At 70.4% G+C, this 22,499-nt stretch carries 18 protein-coding genes and 2 tRNA genes; 18 read left to right on the plus strand and 2 right to left on the minus strand.

Annotation, left to right across the window (positions count from 1 at the left end; genetic code table 11):
* Window positions 1-3: 3 nt before the first annotated feature.
* Complete coding sequence (locus BU198_RS03710) at window positions 4-1,068, minus strand: adenosine deaminase (protein WP_188295371.1); 1,065 nt, start codon at window positions 1,066-1,068, stop codon at window positions 4-6.
* A gap of 127 nt (window positions 1,069-1,195) precedes the next feature.
* Window positions 1,196-2,443, minus strand: a complete 1,248-nt coding sequence (locus BU198_RS03715; protein WP_188295372.1) for a pyridoxal phosphate-dependent aminotransferase — start codon at window positions 2,441-2,443, stop codon at window positions 1,196-1,198.
* Window positions 2,444-2,727: 284 nt separating this feature from the next.
* Between BU198_RS03715 and BU198_RS03720 the strand changes: the two genes are divergently transcribed.
* The 18 genes from BU198_RS03720 to BU198_RS03805 all read left to right on the plus strand — a co-directional run bounded on the left by BU198_RS03720 (window position 2,728) and on the right by BU198_RS03805 (window position 22,496).
* Window positions 2,728-2,800: transfer RNA gene (locus BU198_RS03720), tRNA-Trp, on the plus strand.
* Between the two features lie 147 nt (window positions 2,801-2,947).
* The gene (secE, locus tag BU198_RS43690) at window positions 2,948-3,283 is read left to right on the plus strand and encodes a preprotein translocase subunit SecE (protein WP_188295373.1); all 336 of its coding nucleotides are present in this window, start codon (window positions 2,948-2,950) and stop codon (window positions 3,281-3,283) included.
* Between the two features lie 210 nt (window positions 3,284-3,493).
* Window positions 3,494-4,369 carry a transcription termination/antitermination protein NusG gene (nusG, locus tag BU198_RS03730; protein ID WP_188295374.1) on the plus strand — a complete coding sequence of 292 codons (876 nt, stop codon included), beginning with the start codon at window positions 3,494-3,496 and terminating at the stop codon, window positions 4,367-4,369.
* Between the two features lie 165 nt (window positions 4,370-4,534).
* Window positions 4,535-4,969, plus strand: coding sequence for a 50S ribosomal protein L11 (gene rplK / locus BU198_RS03735; protein WP_188295375.1), 435 nt, complete (start codon window positions 4,535-4,537; stop codon window positions 4,967-4,969).
* Between the two features lie 102 nt (window positions 4,970-5,071).
* Complete coding sequence (rplA, locus tag BU198_RS03740; protein WP_045939618.1) at window positions 5,072-5,794, plus strand: 50S ribosomal protein L1; 723 nt, start codon at window positions 5,072-5,074, stop codon at window positions 5,792-5,794.
* A 183-nt stretch (window positions 5,795-5,977) separates the two neighbouring features.
* Entirely contained in the window at window positions 5,978-6,757 is a 780-nt protein-coding gene (locus BU198_RS03745; protein ID WP_188295376.1) for a hypothetical protein, read from the plus strand.
* Between the two features lie 63 nt (window positions 6,758-6,820).
* Complete coding sequence (locus tag BU198_RS03750) at window positions 6,821-6,988, plus strand: hypothetical protein (protein WP_188295377.1); 168 nt, start codon at window positions 6,821-6,823, stop codon at window positions 6,986-6,988.
* A gap of 91 nt (window positions 6,989-7,079) precedes the next feature.
* Window positions 7,080-8,030, plus strand: coding sequence for a hypothetical protein (locus BU198_RS03755; RefSeq protein ID WP_188295378.1), 951 nt, complete (start codon window positions 7,080-7,082; stop codon window positions 8,028-8,030).
* A 159-nt stretch (window positions 8,031-8,189) separates the two neighbouring features.
* The gene (locus tag BU198_RS03760) at window positions 8,190-9,062 is read left to right on the plus strand and encodes a hypothetical protein (RefSeq protein WP_188295379.1); all 873 of its coding nucleotides are present in this window, start codon (window positions 8,190-8,192) and stop codon (window positions 9,060-9,062) included.
* A 361-nt stretch (window positions 9,063-9,423) separates the two neighbouring features.
* Window positions 9,424-9,987, plus strand: coding sequence for a 50S ribosomal protein L10 (rplJ, locus tag BU198_RS03765; protein ID WP_030232356.1), 564 nt, complete (start codon window positions 9,424-9,426; stop codon window positions 9,985-9,987).
* 88 nt (window positions 9,988-10,075) lie between these two features.
* The gene (rplL, locus tag BU198_RS03770; protein WP_188295380.1) at window positions 10,076-10,459 is read left to right on the plus strand and encodes a 50S ribosomal protein L7/L12; all 384 of its coding nucleotides are present in this window, start codon (window positions 10,076-10,078) and stop codon (window positions 10,457-10,459) included.
* Window positions 10,460-11,141: 682 nt separating this feature from the next.
* Window positions 11,142-14,618, plus strand: a complete 3,477-nt coding sequence (gene rpoB, locus BU198_RS03775) for a DNA-directed RNA polymerase subunit beta (protein WP_188295381.1) — start codon at window positions 11,142-11,144, stop codon at window positions 14,616-14,618.
* A gap of 99 nt (window positions 14,619-14,717) precedes the next feature.
* A complete protein-coding gene (locus BU198_RS03780; protein ID WP_188295382.1) occupies window positions 14,718-18,611 on the plus strand; it encodes a DNA-directed RNA polymerase subunit beta' in 3,894 nt (1,297 codons plus the stop codon).
* Window positions 18,612-18,809: 198 nt separating this feature from the next.
* Window positions 18,810-18,883 (plus strand) — tRNA-Met (locus BU198_RS03785).
* Window positions 18,884-19,058: 175 nt separating this feature from the next.
* On the plus strand, window positions 19,059-19,733 hold the full coding sequence (locus BU198_RS03790) for a DUF4097 family beta strand repeat-containing protein (protein ID WP_188295383.1): 675 nt from the start codon (window positions 19,059-19,061) through the stop codon (window positions 19,731-19,733).
* Window positions 19,734-19,815: 82 nt separating this feature from the next.
* Complete coding sequence (locus BU198_RS03795) at window positions 19,816-21,003, plus strand: sensor histidine kinase (RefSeq protein WP_188295384.1); 1,188 nt, start codon at window positions 19,816-19,818, stop codon at window positions 21,001-21,003.
* On the plus strand, window positions 21,000-21,680 hold the full coding sequence (locus BU198_RS03800) for a response regulator (RefSeq protein WP_188295385.1): 681 nt from the start codon (window positions 21,000-21,002) through the stop codon (window positions 21,678-21,680). The genes BU198_RS03795 and BU198_RS03800 overlap by 4 nt, the downstream gene beginning before the upstream one ends.
* A gap of 153 nt (window positions 21,681-21,833) precedes the next feature.
* The gene (locus tag BU198_RS03805) at window positions 21,834-22,496 is read left to right on the plus strand and encodes a hypothetical protein (RefSeq protein WP_223243894.1); all 663 of its coding nucleotides are present in this window, start codon (window positions 21,834-21,836) and stop codon (window positions 22,494-22,496) included.
* Window positions 22,497-22,499 lie beyond the last annotated feature (3 nt).

A 22,499-nucleotide genomic window follows, 5' to 3' on the forward strand; every position in this document is an offset into this window, starting at 1 on the left:
GCCCTAAGCGGGTACGGCGGCCGCGCCCGCGGGGGCACGGCTGCCCGCCAGCCAGGCGTCGATGTCCGCCAGCAGCTCCTTGCGGACGGCCTCCGGCGCGACCGAGCCGCGCACCGACTGCCGTGCCAGCTCGGCGAGTTCGGCGTCGGAGAAGCCCAGTACGTCCCGGACCAGCTCGTACTGGGCGACCAGCCGGCTGCCGAACAGCAGCGGGTCGTCCGCGCCCAGCGCGAGCGGCACCCCGGCGTCGAAGAGCCGGCGCAGCGGCACCTCCCCGGGGTGCTCGTAGACGCCCAGCGAGACGTTGGAGGACGGGCAGACCTCGCAGGTGACCTGCCGGTCCGCCAGCCGCTGCATCAGCCGGGGGTCCTCGGCGGCCCGCACGCCGTGGCCGATCCGGCCGGCGCCCAGGTCGTCCAGGCAGTCCCGGATCGACTCGGGGCCGGACAGTTCGCCGCCGTGCGGAGCGGCCAGCAGCCCGCCCCTGCGGGCGATCGCGAAGGCCCGGTCGAAGTCCCTGGCCAGGCCCCGGCGCTCGTCGTTGGAGAGGCCGAAGCCGACCACCCCGTGGTCGGCGTAGCGGACGGCCAGCCTGGCCAGCGTCCTGGCGTCCATCGGGGACTTCATCCGGTTGGCCGCGACCAGGACCCGGATGCCCACCCCGGTGGCCGCGGCGGCCTGCTCCACGGCGTCCAGGATCAGTTCCAGGGCCGGGATCAGTCCGCCCAGCCGGGGCGCGTAGGAGGTCGGGTCGACCTGGATCTCCAGCCAGCGGGAGCCGTCCCGCCGCTCGTCCTCGGCGGTCTCCAGGACCAGCCGGCGGATGTCCTCCTCGTCCCGCAGCACCGAGCGGGCGGTGTCGTACAGCCGCTGGAAGCGGAACCAGCCGCGTTCGTCGGTGGCCCGCAGCTTGGGCGGCTCGCCGGAGCTGAGTGCCTCCGGCAGCCGGACGCCGTGCTTGTCGGCCAGCTCCAGGAGGGTGGCGGGCCGCATCGAGCCGGTGAAGTGCAGGTGCAGGTGGGCCTTCGGGAGGTCCCTGACGTCTCGCGGGTTCAACAGGCGTTCCATTCACCGATACTGCCGTATCCGACCCCCGAACGGGAACCGCCCCCTATCCATCCCCCGAAGGGGTGAAAGGGGGCGGTGCGTCGGGTGAAACCCCGGCATCGGGTTGACGTCCGTCGGCAACCCGAGGTCAGTCGCGGGCCTCGCCGAGCAGCTTCTGGACCCGGCTGATGCCCTCGACCAGGTCGGCGTCGCCGAGCGCGTAGGAGAGCCGCAGGTAGCCGGGGGTGCCGAAGGCCTCGCCCGGGACGACCGCGACCTCGGCCTCGTCCAGGATCAGGGTGGCCAGCTCGCCGGAGGTCTGCGGGCGCCTGCCGCGGATCTCCTTGCCCAGCAGGTCCTTCACCGACGGGTAGACGTAGAAGGCGCCCTCGGGCTCGGGGCAGAGCACGCCCTCGATCTCGTTGAGCATCCGCACGATGGTCCTGCGGCGGCGGTCGAAGGCCTCGCGCATCTCGGCGACCGCGTCCAGGTCGGCGGCCACGGCGGCCAGGGCGGCGCGCTGGGCGACGTTGGAGACGTTCGAGGTGGCGTGCGACTGGAGGTTGGTCGCGGCCTTGATGACGTCCTTGGGGCCGATCACCCAGCCCACCCGCCAGCCGGTCATCGCGTAGGTCTTGGCGACGCCGTTGACCACGATGCACTTGTCGGCCAGCTCGGGCAGCAGGGCCGGCAGCGAGGTGAAGGTCGCGTCGCCGTACACCAGGTGCTCGTAGATCTCGTCGGTGAGCACCCACAGGCCGTGCTCCAGGGCCCAGCGGCCGATCGCCTCGGCCTCGGCCTCGGTGTACACCGCGCCGGTCGGGTTGGACGGCGAGACGAACAGCACGACCTTGGTGTTCTCGGTGCGGGCGGCCTCCAGCTGCTCGACCGAGACCTTGTAACCGGTGGTCTCGTCGGCGACGACCTCCACCGGGACGCCGCCGGCCAGCTGGACCGACTCCGGGTAGGTGGTCCAGTACGGGGCCGGGATGACGACCTCGTCGCCCGGGTCCAGGATCGCCGCGAAGGCCTCGTAGATCGCCTGCTTGCCGCCGTTGGTGACCAGCACCTGGGAGGCGTCCACCTCGTAGCCGGAGTCGCGCAGCGTCTTGGCGGCGATCGCGGCCTTCAGCTCGGGCAGGCCACCCGCCGGGGTGTAGCGGTGGTTCTTCGGGTCACGGCAGGCCTCGACGGCCGCCTCGACGATGTAGCCCGGGGTCGGGAAGTCGGGCTCGCCGGCGCCGAAGCCGATGACCGGGCGGCCGGCCGCCTTGAGGGCCTTGGCCTTGGCGTCCACGGCGAGGGTCGCGGACTCGGCGATCGCGCCGATCCGGGCGGAGACCCGGCGGTCGGCGGGGCGGATGGACTGGTCGGGCTGCGGGGTGGAAGCGCTCATGCCTGCATCGTCGCAGAACCGGGACGGACCGGGCATCGGGGTATCGGCATCCGTACGCCCCCGTCCGGATCGTGGCTCCGGCGATCCGTCGGTGGGGGCCCCGCCGGGCCGGACATCCGCCGGGGGAGCGGCCGGTCCGGAAGAAGAGGTTCGACCAAACACCCCTCGACCACGTACACTCGCTGCTCGACGGCCCGCCGAAAGAAACCGGAGCTTTCACCGCCTGTACGAACGGCGGGGGGAGATGCGGTAGGTTGGTCGCCACCGGAGCCGCGAGGCACCGTAGGGCAATAGCTCAATTGGTAGAGCACCGGTCTCCAAAACCGGCGGTTGGGGGTTCGAGTCCCTCTTGCCCTGCTGCTAGATCCGTTTTCAGCCCGTTCGCTCCACAGGAGTGAGCGGGCTTGATGCGGAGATGGCACCGATCAGCACCGCTAGCCGACTGGTCGTGCCCCACCTGGTGCGCGGCGAAGCTCGGCAGGACCCGGATTCAGGTGAGGACGAGTGACGGAGACCACGGGCTCCACCGCAACGCCTGAGAGCGGCAACCCCGAGGGTGCCGACGGCGCCGCCGAGGCCACGCCCGCCGAGGGCGAGAAGTCCGGCAAGCGCGGCGGCCGCGAGAAGAAGTCCGGCAAGCGGGCCAAGAAGGGCGCGTTCGCCCGGATCGGCCTGTTCTACCGCCAGATCATCGCGGAACTGCGCAAGGTCGTCTGGCCCACCAAGGGCGAGCTCACCAGCTACACCGCCGTCGTGGTCACCTTCGTCGTGGTCATGATGGGCATCGTGGCCGGCCTGGACTACGGCTTCTCCAAGCTGAGTCTCTGGGTCTTCGGCTGACCGGCCGCCCCACCTCCGTAGACAGCTTTCCGACCCGGGCCGATTCATCGGCCCGGGTCGAGCTGTCGGCGCCGGACGTACGCGCGGCTACCGTGGACTCGGTACTGTTGAAGTCTCCGAGACCTCATCTGGCGCCCGCGCGAGCGGACGCGTACCGGGCGGGTCGAGGAGCGCGCCACCTTCACCATCTCCAGGAAAGAAGCAGCCACCGTGTCTGAGTCCCCCCTGTACGACGCCGACGAGACCGTCCGCGAGGCGGATGTCGCCGCCGAGCCGGACGCGGCCGAGCTGGCTGACGACGTCGAGTCCGCCGAGCAGATCGTGGACGCCGCGGACAGCGACGAGGACGAGGTCGAGGCGCACGACGAGGCCGAGGCCGGCGAGCCCGCCGAGGAGGCCGCGCTGCACGTGGAGGGCGACGCCGAGGAGGCCGACGCGGAGGAGACCGAGGAGGAGGCCGCCGAGGAGGAGGCCGCCGAGGTCGACCCGGTCGCCAAGTTCCGCGAGGACCTGCGCTTCATGCCAGGCGAGTGGTACGTGATCCACACCTACGCCGGCTACGAGAACCGGGTGAAGCAGAACCTGGAGCAGCGCGCCGTCTCGCTGAACGTCGAGGAGTACATCTTCCAGGCCGAGGTGCCGCAGGAGGAGGTCGTCCAGATCAAGAACGGCGACCGCAAGACCATCCGCCAGAACAAGCTCCCCGGCTACGTCCTGGTGCGCATGGACCTCACCCCCGAGTCCTGGGGCGTCGTGCGCAACACCCCGGGTGTCACCGGCTTCGTCGGCAACGCCTACGACCCGTACCCGCTGACCCTGGACGAGGTCGTCAAGATGCTCGCCCCGGACGTCGAGCGCCAGGCGGCCAAGGACGCCGGCAAGCCCTCGCCGGTCAAGCCGAGCGAGATCCAGGTGCTGGACTTCGAGGTCGGCGACTCGGTCACCGTCACCGACGGTCCGTTCGCGACCCTCCAGGCGACCATCAACGAGATCAACCCGGACTCGAAGAAGGTCAAGGGCCTGGTCGAGATCTTCGGCCGGGAGACCCCGGTCGAGCTCTCCTTCGACCAGATCCAGAAGAACTAGTCGTACGGTCTTCGGATCCGGGGCAGGGCCGAGGGCCCTGCCCCGGATCCGTTTTGGTCCAGCGGCGCGAACGCGTTAGCCTGGTCCGATGTGTGTGCTGGCGGCAGGGTGTCGCCCCGGTCCCGCACGCACCAGCAATCACCTCTCGGAAGGACCCGGAGAGACATGCCTCCCAAGAAGAAGAAGATCACGGGGCTTATCAAGCTCCAGATCAACGCCGGTGCGGCCAACCCGGCGCCGCCGGTCGGCCCCGCGCTGGGTCAGCACGGCGTCAACATCATGGAGTTCTGCAAGGCCTACAACGCCGCGACCGAGTCGCAGCGCGGCATGATCGTGCCGGTGGAGATCACGGTCTACGACGACCGTTCCTTCACCTTCATCACGAAGACGCCGCCGGCCGCGCGCCTCATCCTGAAGGCCGCGGGCGTCGAGAAGGGCTCCGGCGAGCCGCACAAGACCAAGGTCGCCAAGCTCACCAGCGCCCAGGTCCGTGACATCGCCACGGTCAAGATGCCCGACCTGAACGCCAACGACCTGGACGCCGCGGAGAAGATCATCGCCGGCACCGCCCGGTCGATGGGCATCACCGTCGAGGGCTGAGAACCTCCCTTCCCGTCAGGGAAAAGCTGATTCAGCCATCCCCGTGGTAGGGCCCGCGCAGGCCCGTGACACCACAACTCCATTCATCATTCAGGAGCAGCCATGAAGCGCAGCAAGGCCCTGAAGGCCGCGGACGCCCAGGTCGACCGCGAGCGCCTTTACGCCCCCCTCGAGGCCATCCGCCTCGCCAAGGCGACCAGCACCAGCAAGTTCGACGGCACCGTCGAGGTCGCCATGCGTCTGGGTGTCGACCCGCGCAAGGCCGACCAGATGGTCCGCAGCACCGTGATCCTCCCGCACGGCACCGGTAAGACCGCTCGGGTCCTGGTCTTCGCGACCGGCGAGCGTGCCGAGGCCGCGCGTGCTGCTGGCGCCGACATCGTCGGTGCCGACGAGCTGATCGACGAGGTCGCGAAGGGCAAGCTGGACTTCGACGCCGTCGTCGCCACCCCGGACCTCATGGGCAAGGTCGGCCGCCTCGGCCGCGTGCTCGGTCCCCGTGGTCTGATGCCGAACCCGAAGACCGGCACCGTGACCCCGGACGTCGCCAAGGCTGTCAACGACATCAAGGGCGGCAAGATCGAGTTCCGCGTCGACAAGCACTCGAACCTGCACTTCATCATCGGTAAGGCCTCCTTCACCGACGAGCAGCTGGTCGAGAACTACGCCGCCGCGCTGGACGAGGTGCTCCGCGCCAAGCCGTCCGCCGCCAAGGGCCGCTACATCAAGAAGACCGCGTTCTCGACCACCATCGGCCCCGGCATCCTGGTGGACCCGAACCGCACCCGTAACCTCCTCGTCGAGGAGGACCCGGCCGCCGTCTGAGCACCCGTGCTCTAGCGCAGTCCGTACGACGGGCCCGCACCCCCTTCACCGGGGGTGCGGGCCCGTCGTCGTTCCCCGAACGGTTGCCGGATCGGGACATCGGGGGAGGGGAGCGGGCGGCCGAACCGTCGTACGCTCTGGCGGTCAGACCACGTGGAGAACCTGTGACCGCCGGAGTGTGCCGTGCCGCCCGCCCCTCGCCCCACCGTTCTCGTGGCGGCCCTGCTGCTCGCCACCACCACCGGGTGCAGCCTGCTGGCCGCCCCGACCACGGGGACCCCGGGCGGTCCCGCGCCGGTGCCGCCCAAACAGGTGGTGCTCGCCGCCGCGCAGGCGCTCGACGACGCCGGCAGCGCCCGGATCGACGTGGTCCGGGAGGGCCCGGACGGCCGGCGGACCGCGAGCGGCTCGCTGGTCTGGGGTGCGGCGGACGAGGCCGCGCTGACCGTCACCGACGAACTGGGCAGCGGACGGCTGACCGTGAAGGACGGCGTGCTCGACCTCGTGTACCAGGACGGCGCGGCCAAGCACGCGGAGCGGAGCACCGCGGAGTCGGTCGACCCCGGGGCGGGCGCCGGCCCCGGCGGCTTCGCGGGCGGCTGGACGAGCACGCTGATCACCGGCCCCGGCAGCCGGGCGTACGCGGTCGCGCAGGGCGTCACCCTCGGCTCGCTCGGCGCCGAGCAACTGGCCGGGACCACCGTCGCGCACTACCGGGGCTCCGTGCCGGTGGCCGAACTCTTCGGAAGCGACAAGGAGTTGAGCCCGCAGCGGCGCGCCGCCACACTGGACTGGTACCAGCGGCGCGGGGTGACGGCGATCGGCTACGACGTCTGGGTCGGGCCCGGCAAGCAACTGCTGCGGCTGCGCGAGACGGTCCGGGGGAGCGCGGGAACCACGGTGACCACGACCGATGTCTCGGTCTCGGGGGCGGCGGACCCGGCGCCTCCCGCGGGCGGGTGACGCGGAGGGGATATCGGGTGGGTGGGGCGTCCGACGATCCGTTAGAGTCCGCCTGAGAAATACATGAGAAGAGCTGACAATCGGCCTTTCTCTGGGCCGATCGGATCTCACGGGGGCAGCAAGGCCGCCGTCACCGGCACGGACGCGAACCGCGGCAAGGCCGCCGCGACCGCGGCACCGGCCGTCGGCGTCCTCGGCAGCGAGGCCGACCTGCCCGAGCTGCTCGGCTGATCCGGCGCGGCCCGTCCACCGGGCCCACCGGCAGCAACGACCGGCTACCACCCGGGCGCATCGAGGGCCCGGGGTCCTCAAGGGGGGAATCATGGCTGGAACCCGCAAGACCGCCGTCGCCGTCGTCCTCGCCGCCCTGGCGCTGACCGCGACCGCGTGCAACGACAACGCCGACAAGGGCGCCGACAAGAACGCCGCCCCGGCCGCGCCGACCCCGGCCGCCGCCACCACGCCGGCCGGCACCCCGTCGGCCGCCCCGACCGGTGGCGCCAAGCCGGAGAAGGCGAGCCCGGCGGTCTACCTGGAGCAGGTCACCCAGAAGACCGGCGCGGCCAAGTCGGCGAAGATCACCGAGACCATCACGATCGGCGACATCGCCATGAAGGGCACCGGCGCGATCTCCTGGGCCGACGGCCTCCAGGGCGACCTCACGATGGACATGTCCGGCTCCCCGCTGGGCAAGGGCATCGCGCTCCTCACCGGCAGCGAGTCCGCGCCGTACCGCTTCACCAAGGACGGGATGTACCTGCGCGTCGGCGGCGACGCGGTCCAGGTCCTGGACGGGAAGCACTGGGTGCACTACAGCGCCGCCGACCAGGCCAAGGCCTCCGGGGGCACGGCCAACCAGTTCAAGGACGCGGACCCGGTCGAGGGTGTGCGGCTGCTGATCGCGACCGGCAAGGTCGCCGAGGTCGGCGAGGAGACGGTGGCCGGCAAGGCGACCACCCACTACTCCGGTGTGCTCAACGCCGACGACATCGCCAAGGCGTCCGGCAAGGGCCTGAGCCAGGAGAAGCTCGACGGGATCAAGCAGAAGCTGGCCGCGTCCGGCATCACCAGCGAGCGGATCGACGTGTGGGTCGACACCGACCAGCTGGTGGTGCAGCGGACCGAGACCGGTGACACCTCGGCCGGCGCGTTCAAGGCCTCGGTCCTCTACTCGGACTACGGGACCGCGGTGAACACCACCGCGCCGGCCGCGTCCGACGTGGTGGAGGCCTCCGCGCTGGCGAAGCTCAGCAAGGGCGGCGGCGCGAGCTGATCCGTCCGCCGGGCCGGCCGGATTCGGCCGACCCGGTGGATCCGCCAGGGGCGGCGGCCCCCGACGAGGGGGCCGCCACCTGGCGGGCCGGGGACGGGTGGCAAGGTGGCCGGAGCGAGGGCCGCCGTCGGACGGGGCCGGGCGAGAGGGGTACGGACGATGGCGGGACGGCAGCGGTTGGCGGCAGTGGCCGTCGTCGCCCTGCTGGTGAGCGGGCTGAGCGGGTGCGACGGGGGCGCGCCCGCCGGGCCGTCCGGCGGCCCGACGCCGACCAACGCCTCGCCGGCCGCCGCCTCCCCGAGCGCCCAGGCCAAGCCGACCGACCGGTCGCCGCACGGGGTGCTGCTCTCCGCCCAGCTGGCCATGCAGACCGCCCGCCGGGCCAAGGTCAGCTACCGGCTCGGCCAGGACGCCGGCTCGGGCCCGCTGTTCTGGCAGCCCAAGACCGCGCTCCAGATCAAGCGCTCCACCCCGTCCGGGTCCGAGCAGCTGATCGTCGTGGACACCGTCGCCTACCAGGGCGGGGACGCCGCCACCGCGGCCAGGAACGGCGGCAGGCACTGGGAGCGCTTCACCGTGCCGCCGGACGCGGACGGCCACAAGGAGATCCCCTACGCCGGGCTGATCGACCTGCTGAACCCGGTCGAGGCGCTGACCGCGGCCACCGCAGAGGGGGCGGACCCGGTCTTCGTCGGCGAGGAGAAGTACGAGGACTCGACCGTCGAGCACTACCGGATCACCACCACCGCCGAGAAGTACGCGGCCGCCCAGACCCAGCTGACCCAGGCCCGCAGGGACGGCCTCCGGGCCGCGCTCGCGCCGGGCGGCTCGCTCTCGCTCACCGTGGACCTCTGGCTCAACGACAAGGACCAGCTGGTCCGGCTCCAGCGCACCGGCAGCGGGGACAGCGGCAGCGCGGACGACTCGGTGCTCTACACCGACTTCGCCGGGGCACTGCTCTCGGCGCAGGCGCCGGTCGAGTCGGACACCGTGGACACCGGGGTCCGGACGGTCTCCCCGCTGGCCCGCTGAGCCGCCTGACGCCCGCCCGCGGTTGCTCCGTCCGAGGGCGATTTGCACCTTGCGACCGGCTCCGGCTAATCTAGCCGAAGCCAAAGACCGCTGGTTGTCATCGCGCCCCCGTCAGGGAGCCGGTGGCCGAAGGATCTGCGTTTCGTCGCAGGCAGCCCGCGCAGGTGTGTCTGGAGCTTCGACTTCCGGGTACCGCGTCCGCGCGGCCGCCCGTTGAGGTCGCTACGAGCCCCGTGCGCCTGCGCACCGGGGCTCATTGCGTTTCCGCAGGAGCTTTCCTTCCGTCCGGTCGGTCCACGGCGACCCAGGTCGACTTTCGCGGTCGGCCCGACTTCGACATCACGGAAGGAGGCGTAAGCCTATGGCCAGGCCCGACAAGGCTGCTGCCGTTGCCGAGATCACGGACAAGTTCCGTGGCTCCTCCGCGGCGCTGCTGACCGAGTACCGCGGTCTCTCGGTGAAGCAGGTCAAGACCCTGCGTCGCTCGCTCGGCGACAACGCCGAGTACGCCGTGGTGAAGAACACGCTGACCAAGATCGCGGCCAATGAGGTCGGGATCACGGAGCTCGACGACCTGTTCAGTGGTCCGACGGCTGTCGCCTTCGTCACCGGTGACCCGGTGGAGTCGGCGAAGGCTCTGCGTGACTTCGCCAAGGAGAACCCCGCTCTCATCATCAAGGGCGGTGTCCTTGACGGTAAGGCGCTGTCCGCCGATGAGATCAAGAAGCTCGCGGACCTCGAGTCCCGCGAGGTGCTGCTCGCCAAGCTGGCGGGTGCCCTGAAGGCCAAGCAGTCCCAGGCTGCCGCGCTCTTCCAGGCCCTGCCGTCGAAGCTCGTCCGCACTGTGGACGCGCTGCGCGACAAGGTCGAGCAGGGCGGTGCCGGTACGCCGGCTCCCGCCGCCGAGGACGCCGCCGCGGAGTAATCCGCAGGCTCACGCCTCGCTGCGGGCCCGTGCCCGCCCAACCCGTACATACGGCACCAACCTGCCGATTTAGTGGAAGGACGCCATCATGGCGAAGCTGTCCCAGGACGAGCTGCTCGCGCAGTTCGAGGAGCTCACCCTCATCGAGCTGGCCGCCTTCGTGAAGGCCTTCGAGGAGAAGTTCGACGTCACCGCCGCCGCGCCGGTCGCCGTTGCCGCCGCCGGTGTCCCCGGTGCCGCCGCTGAGGCCGTCGAGGAGCAGGACGAGTTCGACGTCATCCTCGAGGGTGCCGGCGACAAGAAGATCCAGGTCATCAAGGAGGTGCGCACCCTGACCTCCCTCGGCCTGAAGGAGGCCAAGGACCTCGTTGACACCGCTGGTGCCAAGGTCCTGGAGAAGGTTGCCAAGGACGTTGCCGAGAAGGCCAAGGCCGCCCTCGAGGGTGCCGGCGCCAAGGTCACCGTCAAGTGATCTCGCGCCCCCTCTGAGGGGGCGTAGGGCCGGGCCGATCACCCTTGCGGGTGGTCGGCCCGGCCTTTTCGCGTTTCCGGGCCCGGAGCCGTTCGCCCGGGCGGCCGACAGGGCCCACCGGTGTGGCCGAGAGGGCACTCGGCACCGTCGGTGCCGGGAGGTATGGTGATCACCGTCGTCGAGGGCGGCCCCACCACGGCTTCTGTAACGCCGAGGGGGTCCGGATCGATAGACAGGTCGAGGCCCGCGCCGTCGGCGGGCCCTTGACGAACCTGGCGCGGCGCGCGATTCTCAAGGCGCGAGTCCGCCCGGTTGGTTCGCTGCTGGATGCATAACCAGTGGCGCGGCGGGAAATGACTCCACGTGAGTTAGAGCAGTACCCGGTGGGCGTCCGCGCTCGCCGGCTACCGGGAGGAGTCTCCGATTCGGTCTCCGAATCAGAGCTGGACAGCAGTGTCGCCATTGGCTACACTGTCCCTTTGCGCTGCCTGTTAGCTGCTCCGTGACTCGTCGCCCGGAGTTTGCGTTGCCCTGAAGGGGCCTGGCATCGCCTCCGCAAAGCGGCTCTGACCTGGGGTTCCGACCCCGGCGGAGGCCAGTGGCGAGGGAGGCGGGACCAAGCCCAAGCAGGCCCGGCCGGTACGCGCGTAGTGAGCTCCGAGCCCTCGGAAGGACCCCCCTCTTGGCCGCGCCGCGCAACGCCTCGAACAATTCCGCCGCATCCACCGCTCCGCTTCGCGTCTCGTTCGCGAAGATCAAGGAGCCCCTCGAGGTCCCGAACCTCCTGGCCCTGCAGACCGAGAGCTTTGACTGGCTGCTCGGCAATGCGGCCTGGAAGTCCCGGGTCGAGCGGGCGCTGGAGTCTGGTCTGGACGTCCCCACCAAGTCCGGTCTGGAGGAGATCTTCGAGGAGATCTCGCCGATCGAGGACTTCAGCGGGTCGATGTCGTTGACCTTCCGCGACCACCGTTTCGAGCCGCCGAAGAACTCCATTGACGAGTGCAAGGACCGCGACTTCACGTTCGCGGCCCCGCTCTTCGTCACGGCCGAGTTCACCAACAACGAGACCGGTGAGATCAAGTCTCAGACGGTCTTCATGGGCGATTTCCCGCTCATGACCCACAAGGGCACGTTCGTGATCAACGGCACCGAGCGTGTCGTCGTGTCGCAGCTCGTCCGCTCCCCGGGTGTGTACTTCGACTCCACCCTGGACAAGGTGTCCGACAAGGACATCTACTCCTGCAAGGTCATCCCCTCGCGTGGTGCCTGGCTGGAGATGGAGATCGACAAGCGCGACATGGTCGGCGTCCGCATCGACCGCAAGCGCAAGCAGTCCGTCACCGTGCTGCTCAAGGCCCTCGGCTGGACCAACGAGATGATTCTCGAGGAGTTCGGCGAGTACGAGTCGATGCGCAACACCCTGGAGAAGGACCACACCCAGGGCCAGGACGACGCGCTGCTGGACATCTACCGCAAGCTGCGTCCGGGCGAGCCGCCCACGCGCGAGGCCGCGCAGACGCTTCTGGAGAACCTGTACTTCAACCCGAAGCGCTATGACCTCGCCAAGGTCGGCCGTTACAAGGTCAACCGCAAGCTGGGCAACGCCGAGTCGCTGGACTCCGGCGTGCTCACCGAGCCCGACATCATCGGTGCGATCAAGTACCTGGTGAAGCTGCACGCCGGCGAGACCGAGTGGCGTGACGGCGAGGGCCGCGACATCGTGGTCGAGGTCGACGACATCGACCACTTCGGCAACCGTCGCCTCCGCAACGTCGGCGAGCTCATCCAGAACCAGGTCCGTACGGGTCTCGCCCGTATGGAGCGCGTCGTGCGTGAGCGCATGACCACCCAGGACGTCGAGGCGATCACGCCGCAGACCCTGATCAACATCCGGCCGGTCGTCGCCTCCATCAAGGAGTTCTTCGGCACCAGCCAGCTGTCGCAGTTCATGGACCAGACGAACCCGCTGTCGGGCCTGACCCACAAGCGCCGTCTGTCCGCCCTCGGCCCCGGCGGTCTCTCCCGTGAGCGCGCCGGCTTCGAGGTCCGTGACGTGCACCCCTCGCACTACGGCCGCATGTGTCCGATCGAGACGCCCGAAGGCCCGAACATCGGTCTGATCGGCTCGCTGGCCTCGTACGGCCGGGTCAACGCGTTCGGCTTCATCGAGACCCCGTACCGCAAGGTCGTCGACGGTGTGGTCACCGAGAAGGTGGACTACCTCACCGCCGACGAGGAGGACCGCTACGTCATCGCCCAGGCGAACGCGCCGCTGACCGCGGACCTGCACTTCGCCGAGCCGCGTGTCCTGGTCCGCCGCCGTGGTGGCGAGATCGACTACATCCCGGGCACCGAGATCGACTACATGGACGTCTCGCCGCGCCAGATGGTGTCGGTCGCGACCGCCATGATCCCGTTCCTCGAGCACGACGACGCCAACCGCGCGCTCATGGGCTCGAACATGATGCGTCAGGCGGTGCCGCTGCTGAAGAGCGAGGCCCCGCTGGTCGGCACCGGCATGGAGTACCGCTGCGCCGTCGACGCCCAGGACGTCATCTCCGCCGAGAAGGCGGGTGTCGTCCAGGAGGTCTCGGCCGACTACGTCACCGTGGCGAACGACGACGGCACGTACACCACGTACCGCGCCGCCAAGTTCACCCGCTCCAACCAGGGCACCGCCTTCAACCAGAAGGTGCTCGTGGACGAGGGCGCCCGGGTCGAGGCCGGCCAGGTGCTGGCCGACGGCCCGTGCACCGACGAGGGCGAGATGGCCCTCGGCAAGAACCTGCTCGTGGCGTTCATGTCGTGGGAGGGTCACAACTACGAGGACGCGATCATCCTGTCGCAGCGCCTCGTGCAGGACGACGTCCTCTCCTCGATCCACATCGAGGAGCACGAGGTCGACGCCCGTGACACCAAGCTCGGCCCCGAGGAGATCACCCGGGACATCCCGAACGTCTCCGAGGAGGTCCTCGCCGACCTCGACGAGCGCGGCATCATCCGCATCGGCGCCGACGTCGTCACCGGCGACATCCTGGTCGGCAAGGTCACCCCGAAGGGTGAGACCGAGCTGACCCCCGAGGAGCGCCTGCTCCGCGCGATCTTCGGTGAGAAGGCCCGTGAGGTCCGCGACACCTCGCTGAAGGTCCCGCACGGTGAGTCCGGCAAGGTCATCGGCGTCCGCGTCTTCGACCGCGAAGAGGGCGACGAGCTGCCCCCGGGCGTCAACCAGCTGGTCCGCGTCTACGTGGCCCAGAAGCGCAAGATCACCAACGGTGACAAGCTCGCCGGCCGTCACGGCAACAAGGGCGTCATCTCCAAGATCCTGCCGGTCGAGGACATGCCGTTCCTGGAGGACGGCACCCCGGTCGACATCATCCTGAACCCGCTGGGTGTCCCGTCCCGAATGAACCCGGGACAGGTCCTGGAGATCCACCTCGGGTGGCTCGCCAAGCAGGGCTGGGACGTCTCCGGCCTCGCCGACGAGTGGGCCCAGCGCCTCCAGGTGATCGGCGCGGACAAGGTCGAGGGCGGCACCAACCTCGCCACCCCGGTCTTCGACGGCGCCCGCGAGGACGAGATCACCGGCCTGCTGGACAACACCACCCTCACCCGTGACGGTGAGCGCCTGGTGAACTCCACCGGCAAGGCCCGGCTGTTCGACGGCCGCTCCGGCGAGCCGTTCCCGATGCCGGTCTCGGTCGGCTACATGTACATCCTCAAGCTGCACCACCTGGTCGACGACAAGCTGCACGCCCGCTCGACCGGTCCGTACTCGATGATCACCCAGCAGCCGCTCGGTGGTAAGGCGCAGTTCGGTGGCCAGCGCTTCGGTGAGATGGAGGTGTGGGCCCTCGAGGCGTACGGCGCGGCCTACGCACTCCAGGAGCTGCTCACCATCAAGTCCGACGACGTCCTCGGCCGAGTGAAGGTCTACGAGGCCATCGTCAAGGGCGAGAACATCCCCGAGCCCGGCATTCCCGAGTCCTTCAAGGTCCTCATCAAGGAAATGCAGTCGCTCTGCCTCAACGTGGAGGTGCTGTCCTCGGACGGCCAGTCCATCGAGATGCGGGACTCGGACGAGGACGTGTTCCGCGCCGCCGAGGAGCTCGGCATCGACCTGTCCCGGCGCGAGCCGAGCAGCGTCGAAGAGGTCTGACGGAGGTGGGGCCGGCCGCAGCAGCGGCCGGCCCGCCCCCAGGCCCCCCTCAGACCACATTGAACGACTCTCGACTTACGAAAGAGGGCTTGACGACCAGTGCTTGACGTCAACTTCTTCGACGAGCTCCGCATCGGCCTGGCCACCGCCGACGACATCCGCCAGTGGTCCCACGGCGAGGTCAAGAAGCCGGAGACCATCAACTACCGCACCCTGAAGCCCGAAAAGGACGGACTCTTCTGCGAGAAGATCTTCGGCCCCACCCGGGACTGGGAGTGCTACTGCGGTAAGTACAAGCGCGTCCGCTTCAAGGGCATCATCTGCGAGCGCTGCGGTGTCGAGGTGACCCGCGCCAAGGTGCGCCGCGAGCGGATGGGCCACATCGAGCTGGCCGCTCCGGTCACCCACATCTGGTACTTCAAGGGCGTGCCGTCCCGCCTGGGCTACCTGCTCGACCTGGCGCCGAAGGACCTCGAGAAGGTCATCTACTTCGCCGCCTACATGATCACCTGGGTCGACGACGAGCGCCGCCAGCGCGACCTGCCGTCCCTGGAGGCGCACGTCTCGGTCGAGCGCCAGCAGATCGAGAACCGTCGCGACTCCGACCTCGAAGCCCGCGCCAAGAAGGCCGAGACCGACCTGGCCGAGCTGGAGGCCGAGGGCGCCAAGGCCGACGTGCGCCGCAAGGTGCGCGAGGGCGCCGAGCGCGAGATGAAGCAGCTGCGCGACCGCGCGCAGCGCGAGCTCGACCGCCTCGACGAGGTGTGGGCCCGCTTCAAGAACCTCAAGGTCCAGGACCTGGAGGGCGACGAGCTGCTCTACCGCGAGCTGCGCGACCGCTTCGGCACCTACTTCTCCGGCTCGATGGGCGCGGCGGCCCTCAAGGACCGCCTGGAGACCTTCGATCTGGCGGAGGAGTCCGAGCGCCTGCGCGAGATCATCCGCACCGGCAAGGGCCAGAAGAAGACCCGTGCGCTGAAGCGCCTCAAGGTCGTCTCCGCGTTCCTGCAGACCACCAACAAGCCCAACGGCATGGTGCTGGACTGCGTCCCGGTCATCCCGCCGGACCTGCGTCCGATGGTGCAGCTGGACGGTGGCCGCTTCGCGACCTCCGACCTGAACGACCTGTACCGCCGCGTCATCAACCGCAACAACCGCCTGAAGCGGCTTCTCGACCTCGGTGCCCCCGAGATCATCGTGAACAACGAGAAGCGCATGCTCCAGGAGGCCGTCGACGCGCTGTTCGACAACGGCCGCCGCGGCCGTCCGGTCACCGGCCCGGGCAACCGCCCGCTGAAGTCCCTCAGCGACATGCTGAAGGGCAAGCAGGGTCGTTTCCGTCAGAACCTGCTCGGCAAGCGAGTCGACTACTCGGCCCGTTCGGTCATCGTCGTCGGCCCGCAGCTCAAGCTGCACCAGTGCGGTCTGCCGAAGGCCATGGCGCTGGAGCTCTTCAAGCCGTTCGTGATGAAGCGCCTGGTCGACCTGAACCACGCGCAGAACATCAAGTCGGCCAAGCGCATGGTCGAGCGTGCCCGTCCGGTCGTGTGGGACGTGCTCGAAGAGGTCATCGCCGAGCACCCGGTCCTGCTGAACCGCGCGCCCACCCTGCACCGCCTCGGCATCCAGGCCTTCGAGCCGCAGCTGGTCGAGGGCAAGGCCATCCAGATCCACCCGCTCGTCTGCACCGCGTTCAACGCGGACTTCGACGGTGACCAGATGGCCGTCCACCTGCCGCTCTCCGCGGAGGCGCAGGCCGAGGCCCGCATCCTGATGCTGTCCTCGAACAACATCCTGAAGCCGGCCGACGGTCGCCCCGTCACCATGCCGACCCAGGACATGGTGCTCGGTCTGTTCTTCCTGACCTCGGACCGCGACAACGTGAAGGGCGCCGGCCGCACCTTCTCGTCGACCGCCGAGGCGATCATGGCCTTCGACGCCCGCGACCTGGACGTGCAGGCCCCGATCGAGCTGCGCCTCCAGGCCGGCACCGTCCCGCCGCGCGGCTGGACCCCGCCGGTGGACGAGGACGGCCGGTCGTCCTGGTACGAGGGCGAGCCCTTCCGCCTGACCACCACCCTGGGCCGCGCGCTCTTCAACGAGCTGCTGCCCGAGGACTACCCGTTCGTCGACTACGAGGTGGGCAAGAAGCAGCTCTCCGCGATCGTCAACGACCTGGCGGAGCGCTACCCCAAGGTCGTCGTCGCGGCGACCCTGGACAACCTGAAGGCGTCCGGCTTCCACTGGTCGACCCGCTCGGGTGTCACCGTCTCGATCTCGGACGTCGTCGTCCCGCCGAACAAGCCCCAGATCCTCGAGGGCTACGAGGCGAAGGCGGAGAAGGTCCAGCGTCAGTACGAGCGCGGCCTGATCACCAACGACGAGCGCAAGCAGGAGCTCATCGGCATCTGGACCCAGGCGACCAACGAGGTCGCCGAGGCCATGAACGAGAACTTCCCGAAGACGAACCCCATCTTCATGATGGTCGACTCGGGTGCTCGTGGAAACATGATGCAGATGCGCCAGATCGCCGGTATGCGTGGTCTGGTGTCGAACGCGAAGAACGAGACCATCCCGCGTCCGATCAAGGCCTCGTTCCGTGAGGGCCTGTCCGTGCTGGAGTACTTCATCTCCACCCACGGTGCCCGTAAGGGTCTGGCCGACACCGCCCTCCGTACCGCCGACTCCGGCTACCTCACCCGTCGTCTGGTCGACGTCTCCCAGGACGTCATCATTCGCGAGGAGGACTGCGGCACCGAGCGCGGCCTGAAGCTGTCGATCGGCTCCGTGGGTGCGGACGGCGTGCTGCGCAAGGCCGACGACGTCGAGACCAGCGTCTACGCCCGCATGCTCGCCGAGGACATCACGGTGGACGGCAAGCTCCTTGCCACCGCCAACACCGACCTCGGTGACGTGCTGATCGACGAGCTGATCCGCCACGGCATCGGCGAGGTCAAGACCCGCTCGATCCTGACCTGTGAGTCGGCCGTCGGCACCTGCGCCATGTGCTACGGGCGTTCGCTGGCCACCGGCAAGCTGGTCGACATCGGTGAGGCGGTCGGCATCATCGCCGCCCAGTCCATCGGTGAGCCCGGTACCCAGCTGACCATGCGTACCTTCCACACCGGTGGTGTGGCCGGTGACGACATCACCCAGGGTCTGCCGCGTGTCGTCGAGCTCTTCGAGGCCCGTACCCCCAAGGGTGTGGCCCCGATCTCGGAGGCGCAGGGCCGGGTCCGCATCGAGGACACCGAGAAGACCCGCAAGCTGGTCGTCACGCCGGACGACGGCACCGACGAGATCGCCTACCCGGTCTCGAAGCGTGTGAAGCTGCTCGTCAGCGAGGGCGAGGCGGTCGCGGTCGGCCAGAAGCTGACCATGGGTGCCACCAACCCGCACGACGTCCTGCGCATCATGGGCCAGCGTGCCGTCCAGGTCCACCTGGTCGCCGAGGTCCAGAAGGTCTACAACTCGCAGGGCGTGTCGATCCACGACAAGCACATCGAGATCATCATCCGGCAGATGCTCCGCCGCGTGACGATCATCGAGTCGGGCGACGCCGAGCTGCTCCCGGGCGAGCTCGTCGAGCGCGGCCGCTTCGAGACCGAGAACCGTCGCGTGGTCGCCGAGGGCGGTCACCCCGCCTCCGGCCGTCCGCAGCTGATGGGTATCACCAAGGCCTCGCTGGCCACCGAGTCCTGGCTGTCGGCCGCCTCCTTCCAGGAGACGACCCGGGTCCTCACCGACGCGGCGATCCACGCCAAGTCGGACCCGCTGCTGGGCCTCAAGGAGAACGTCATCCTCGGTAAGCTCATCCCGGCCGGTACGGGTCTGCCCCGCTACCGCAACATCCGGGTCGAGCCGACCGAGGAGGCCAAGGCCGCGATGTACTCGGCCGTCGGCTACGACGACTACGACCTGTCGCCCTTCGGCGCCGGCTCCGGCCAGGCTGTTCCGCTGGACGACTACGACTACGGCCCGTACACCGGCTGAGTCCCCCTTCCCGCCCGTCATCGGGCGGGAGGGGCGCAGGTCACTGATCGCAGGGCGGTCACCCCTCAGGGGGTGGCCGCCCTGCGGCGTTTCCGGGCCCGTGCCGGCACCGCGGACGGTGCCGGCGGCGCCGGTCGGGGCCCGAAGGGGAGGCGATTAGGTGATCCGGGTGAAGTCGCGTAGAGTCGTGTTTACCGACGCGGGGTGGAGCAGCTCGGTAGCTCGCTGGGCTCATAACCCAGAGGTCGCAGGTTCAAATCCTGTCCCCGCTACAAAGACGAAGGGCCCGGAGGCATCAAGCCTCCGGGCCCTTCGGCGTTCCCGGGGTCCGGTCGGCTCCGCCGTACGGGGGAGGGGCGAGAACCGCTCCGGCGGGGGAGGCGGTGGCGCACGCGGCTGGGGGAGGGTTCTCGGCGTCGGGACGACGGGCGGGCGAAGGAGCCGGGGATGAAGCGGGTGCTGGGCGCGGTGGCGATCACGGCGGGGGTGCTGGCCGGGATGTCGGGCTGTCTGCCGATCGGTGGCGAGGAGGAGCACCGGACGGTGGGCTACGTGGTGGCAGAGCCGGTCCGGGAGCTCGTCGTCGAGGGGATCAACGGCGGGGTGGTGGTGAACGGAGGCGGCGACGGCGTGCACGTGGTCGAGAAGCAGAACTACAAGGGGGGCGAGCCGAAGAGCACCCACGAGGTGAAGGACGGCGTGCTGAAGCTGACCTACGACTGTGGCCGCTGCGGGATCGGCTACACCGTGCAGGTGCCCGCCGGGACCAAGGTGCGGGTGAAGTCGGGTAACGGCGGCGTCAAGCTGACGGGCCTGGCCGGCGAGACGGAGGCAGACGCGACCAACGGCGGGGTCGAGGCCAGCGGGCTGAGGTCCCCGCGGGTACGGCTGTCCGCGGTGGACGGCGGGGTGCGGGCCGACTTCGCCGTAGCGCCCTCGATGGTGGAGGCGAGCACCTCCAACGGTGGGGTGCGGCTGCGGGTGCCGGCCGGGGAGGCGTACGCGGTGGACGCGCGGGCCTCGGTCGGCGGGGTGGAGCTGGGCATCCCCTCGCAGCCGGGGGCGGCGCGCAGCATCAGCGCCCGGGCGGAGACCGGCGGTGTGACGGTCACCGGTGTCTGACTCGGGCGTTCCCGAGGTCCTGCCGGTAGGGCATGATCTTCTCCGCCGGGGTGGCGTCCCCGGTGACGGGGGAGGGGCCGGGGTGGAGCGTGTGGCGCGCGGGTGGGGCCGGGCGGACGGGCTGAGCCCGTACCTGCCGGACTCGCTGCTGGCGGGGGCGGCGGCCGGGGTCGCGGTCTGGGCGGTGTACTACGACGACACGGCTCGCCCGTGGTGGATCTACCTGCTCGCGGTGGTGACCGCGCTCCCGCTGCCCTGGCGGCGCCGGGCGCCGCTGACGGTGCTGGTGCTGGTGCTGGCGCCGTCGCTGGTGATCTCGGTCGTGGCGCACTCGGCCAACCCCCAGGTGCCGCTGTCCGGGGTGATCTCCCTGTACACGGTGGCGGAACGTTCCTCGGAGCGGGTGCGGTGGAGCGTGCTGGCGGTGGCGGTGGCCGGCAACGTGATCGGCACCCAGTCGCCGAACGGCGCGCTGTTCAGCCTGGTCACCTCCGTCGGCACCTTCGTGTTCGGCTCGCTGGTGCGCGCCCAGCGGCAGCTGGCCAGGGTGCAGGCGGAGCGTGCCAGGGAGGCCGGCGAGCGGGCGGCGAGCGACGCGGCCAGGGCGGTGGCGGAGGAGCGGTCCAGGATCGCCAGGGAGATGCACGACATCCTGGCGCACGCGGTCTCGCTGATGGTGATCCAGGCCGAGGCCGGTCCCGTGGTGGTGCGCGGCGATCCGGACCGGGCGATCCGGACGTTCGACAACATCGCCGACGCGGGCCGCGACGCGATGGTCCAGCTGCGGCGGGTGCTCGGGGTGCTGAAGGACCCGGAGGCCGGCCGGGAGCTGGCGCCGCAGCCCAGGCTGGCCGAACTCGCCGCGGTGGTCGAGCGGGTGCGCGGGGCCGGTCTGAGGGTGGAGCTCGAACTTCCCCGGGGGCGGGGCGGGCTGCCCGGGGACGTGGAGGCGGCGGTGTACCGGATCGTCCAGGAGGCGCTGACCAACACCGTCAAGCACGCCGGGGCGGACCGGGCGGCGGTCCGGGTGCGGCGATCCGGGCAGGTGCTGGAGGTCCTGGTCTCGGACAACGGCCGCGGAGTGCCGCCGGTGGCCGGCCGTACGGTGGCCGGCTGGTCCGGTGGCCGCGGGCTGGTCGGCATCCGGGAGCGGGCGGCGGCCTGTGGCGGGCGGGCGGAGGCCGGTCCGGGCCCGGAGGGCAGGGGTTTCCTGGTGAGCGCCCGGCTGCCGCTGGGGGCGGACACGACGGTGGAGAGGGTGGAGGGATGACGCCGATACGGGTGGTCGTCGCAGACGACCAGGAGCTGGTGCGGGCCGGGTTCGGGATGATCCTGGACGCGCAGCCGGACATCGAGGTGGTGGCCGAGGCCTGCGACGGCGCCGAGGCGATCGAGGCGGTGCGCGAGCACGACCCGGACGTGCTGCTGCTGGATGTCCGGATGCCGGTGATGGACGGGCTGGAGGCGGCCCGCCGGGTGTGCGCGGAGTTCCCGGCCACCCGGGTGATCATGCTGACCACCTTCGACGTCGACGACTACGTCTTCGACGCGCTGTACGCGGGCGCCAGCGGCTTCCTGCTCAAGGACGTCCGGCGGGACGACCTGGCGCACGGGGTGCGGATGGTCGCCTCGGGCGAGGCGCTGCTCGCGCCCTCGGTGACCAGGCGGCTGATCGGCGAGTTCGCGGCCCGGCGGCCGGGGGCGCCGGAGCGGGCGGCGCGGCCGCCGTCGCGGCGACTGGAGCAGCTGACCCTGCGCGAGCGGGAGACGCTGCAGCTGATCGCGCGCGGGCTGTCCAACGCGGAGATCGCGGCCGAGCTGGTGGTCAGCGAGCACACGGTGAAGACCCACGTCAGCAACGTGCTGAGCAAGCTCGGGCTGCGGGACCGGGTGCACGCGGTGGTGTTCGCGTACGAGGCCGGGGCGGTGGTGGCGGGGGAGGGCTGAGCCCTTCCCGGCCGCGGTGGTGCCCGACGGCTCCGTCCGGCCTCCGTCGTACGGGGGAGGCGGCCGGTTCGCCGGTGCGGGCGATCCGGGACGAGGGGTGCGGCCGACAGGCTCTGCGGTGTCGGAACGGACCCCACCACTGGAGCTTCTCGGATGAACGCCACTCGGACCACCCCGTACGCCGGGACCACCTCGCACGGACTGGGCGGCGCCCGGACGGCCCGCCTCACCCCCTTGGCCGTCGTCGGCGCACCCGCACTGATGGCCCTCTACGGCGGCATCCGGCTGCTGCCGGGCTCCCGCGAGCCTGGCCCCGGTTGGACGACCGGGCACGCCGCGATGTTCGCCGGGCTGTTGCTGTTCGCCCCGCTGCTGCTCGCCCTGCGCCGGCTGCTCGCCCCGGGAGGGACGACGGCCGGGCGGTTCGCGGCCGGGGCGGCGCTGGGGACGGCGGTCACCGGGCTGGCCTGCTCGCTGACGCAGATCGGGATCGACCTGGTGGTCGGGCTGACGGCGGCGGACGGAGCCGAGCAGTCGCGGATGTTCGACCGGGTGCAGGACGTCCCCGGCGTGCTGCCGGCCGTCTACCAGGTCGGCCCGCTGCTCTTCCACGTCGGCCTGCTGGCGCTGCTGACCGCTGCGGCGGCGGGCCGTTCCCGGGCACTGCGCTGGTGGAGCCCGGTGCTGGTGCTGCTCGGCACCCTGGCGTCGGGAGCCGACCTGGCATTCGTGCCGGTCGCCGCCGCCTGCTACCTGCTCGCCCTCGCCCCGCTCGCCCGTCCGGCCGGGGCACCGGGTGCCGTCGTACCGGCCTGAGGC

The organism is Streptomyces sp. CBMA156 (assembly GCF_014596515.1).
In the GTDB taxonomy this organism is placed as follows: Bacteria; Actinomycetota; Actinomycetes; order Streptomycetales; family Streptomycetaceae; genus Kitasatospora.

Coding starts and splice junctions, on each gene's coding strand:
- BU198_RS03760 (WP_188295379.1), top strand. CDS start 8,190: ATGGCGGGACGGCAGCGGTTGGCGGCAGTGGCCGTCGTCGCCCTGCTG.
- BU198_RS03715 (WP_188295372.1), bottom strand. CDS start 2,443: ATGAGCGCTTCCACCCCGCAGCCCGACCAGTCCATCCGCCCCGCCGAC.
- rplL (WP_188295380.1), top strand. CDS start 10,076: ATGGCGAAGCTGTCCCAGGACGAGCTGCTCGCGCAGTTCGAGGAGCTC.
- rplK (WP_188295375.1), top strand. CDS start 4,535: ATGCCTCCCAAGAAGAAGAAGATCACGGGGCTTATCAAGCTCCAGATC.
- BU198_RS03750 (WP_188295377.1), top strand. CDS start 6,821: ATGAGAAGAGCTGACAATCGGCCTTTCTCTGGGCCGATCGGATCTCAC.
- BU198_RS03790 (WP_188295383.1), top strand. CDS start 19,059: ATGAAGCGGGTGCTGGGCGCGGTGGCGATCACGGCGGGGGTGCTGGCC.
- BU198_RS03805 (WP_223243894.1), top strand. CDS start 21,834: ATGAACGCCACTCGGACCACCCCGTACGCCGGGACCACCTCGCACGGA.
- BU198_RS03800 (WP_188295385.1), top strand. CDS start 21,000: ATGACGCCGATACGGGTGGTCGTCGCAGACGACCAGGAGCTGGTGCGG.
- rplA (WP_045939618.1), top strand. CDS start 5,072: ATGAAGCGCAGCAAGGCCCTGAAGGCCGCGGACGCCCAGGTCGACCGC.
- BU198_RS03710 (WP_188295371.1), bottom strand. CDS start 1,068: ATGGAACGCCTGTTGAACCCGCGAGACGTCAGGGACCTCCCGAAGGCC.
- BU198_RS03755 (WP_188295378.1), top strand. CDS start 7,080: ATGGCTGGAACCCGCAAGACCGCCGTCGCCGTCGTCCTCGCCGCCCTG.
- rplJ (WP_030232356.1), top strand. CDS start 9,424: ATGGCCAGGCCCGACAAGGCTGCTGCCGTTGCCGAGATCACGGACAAG.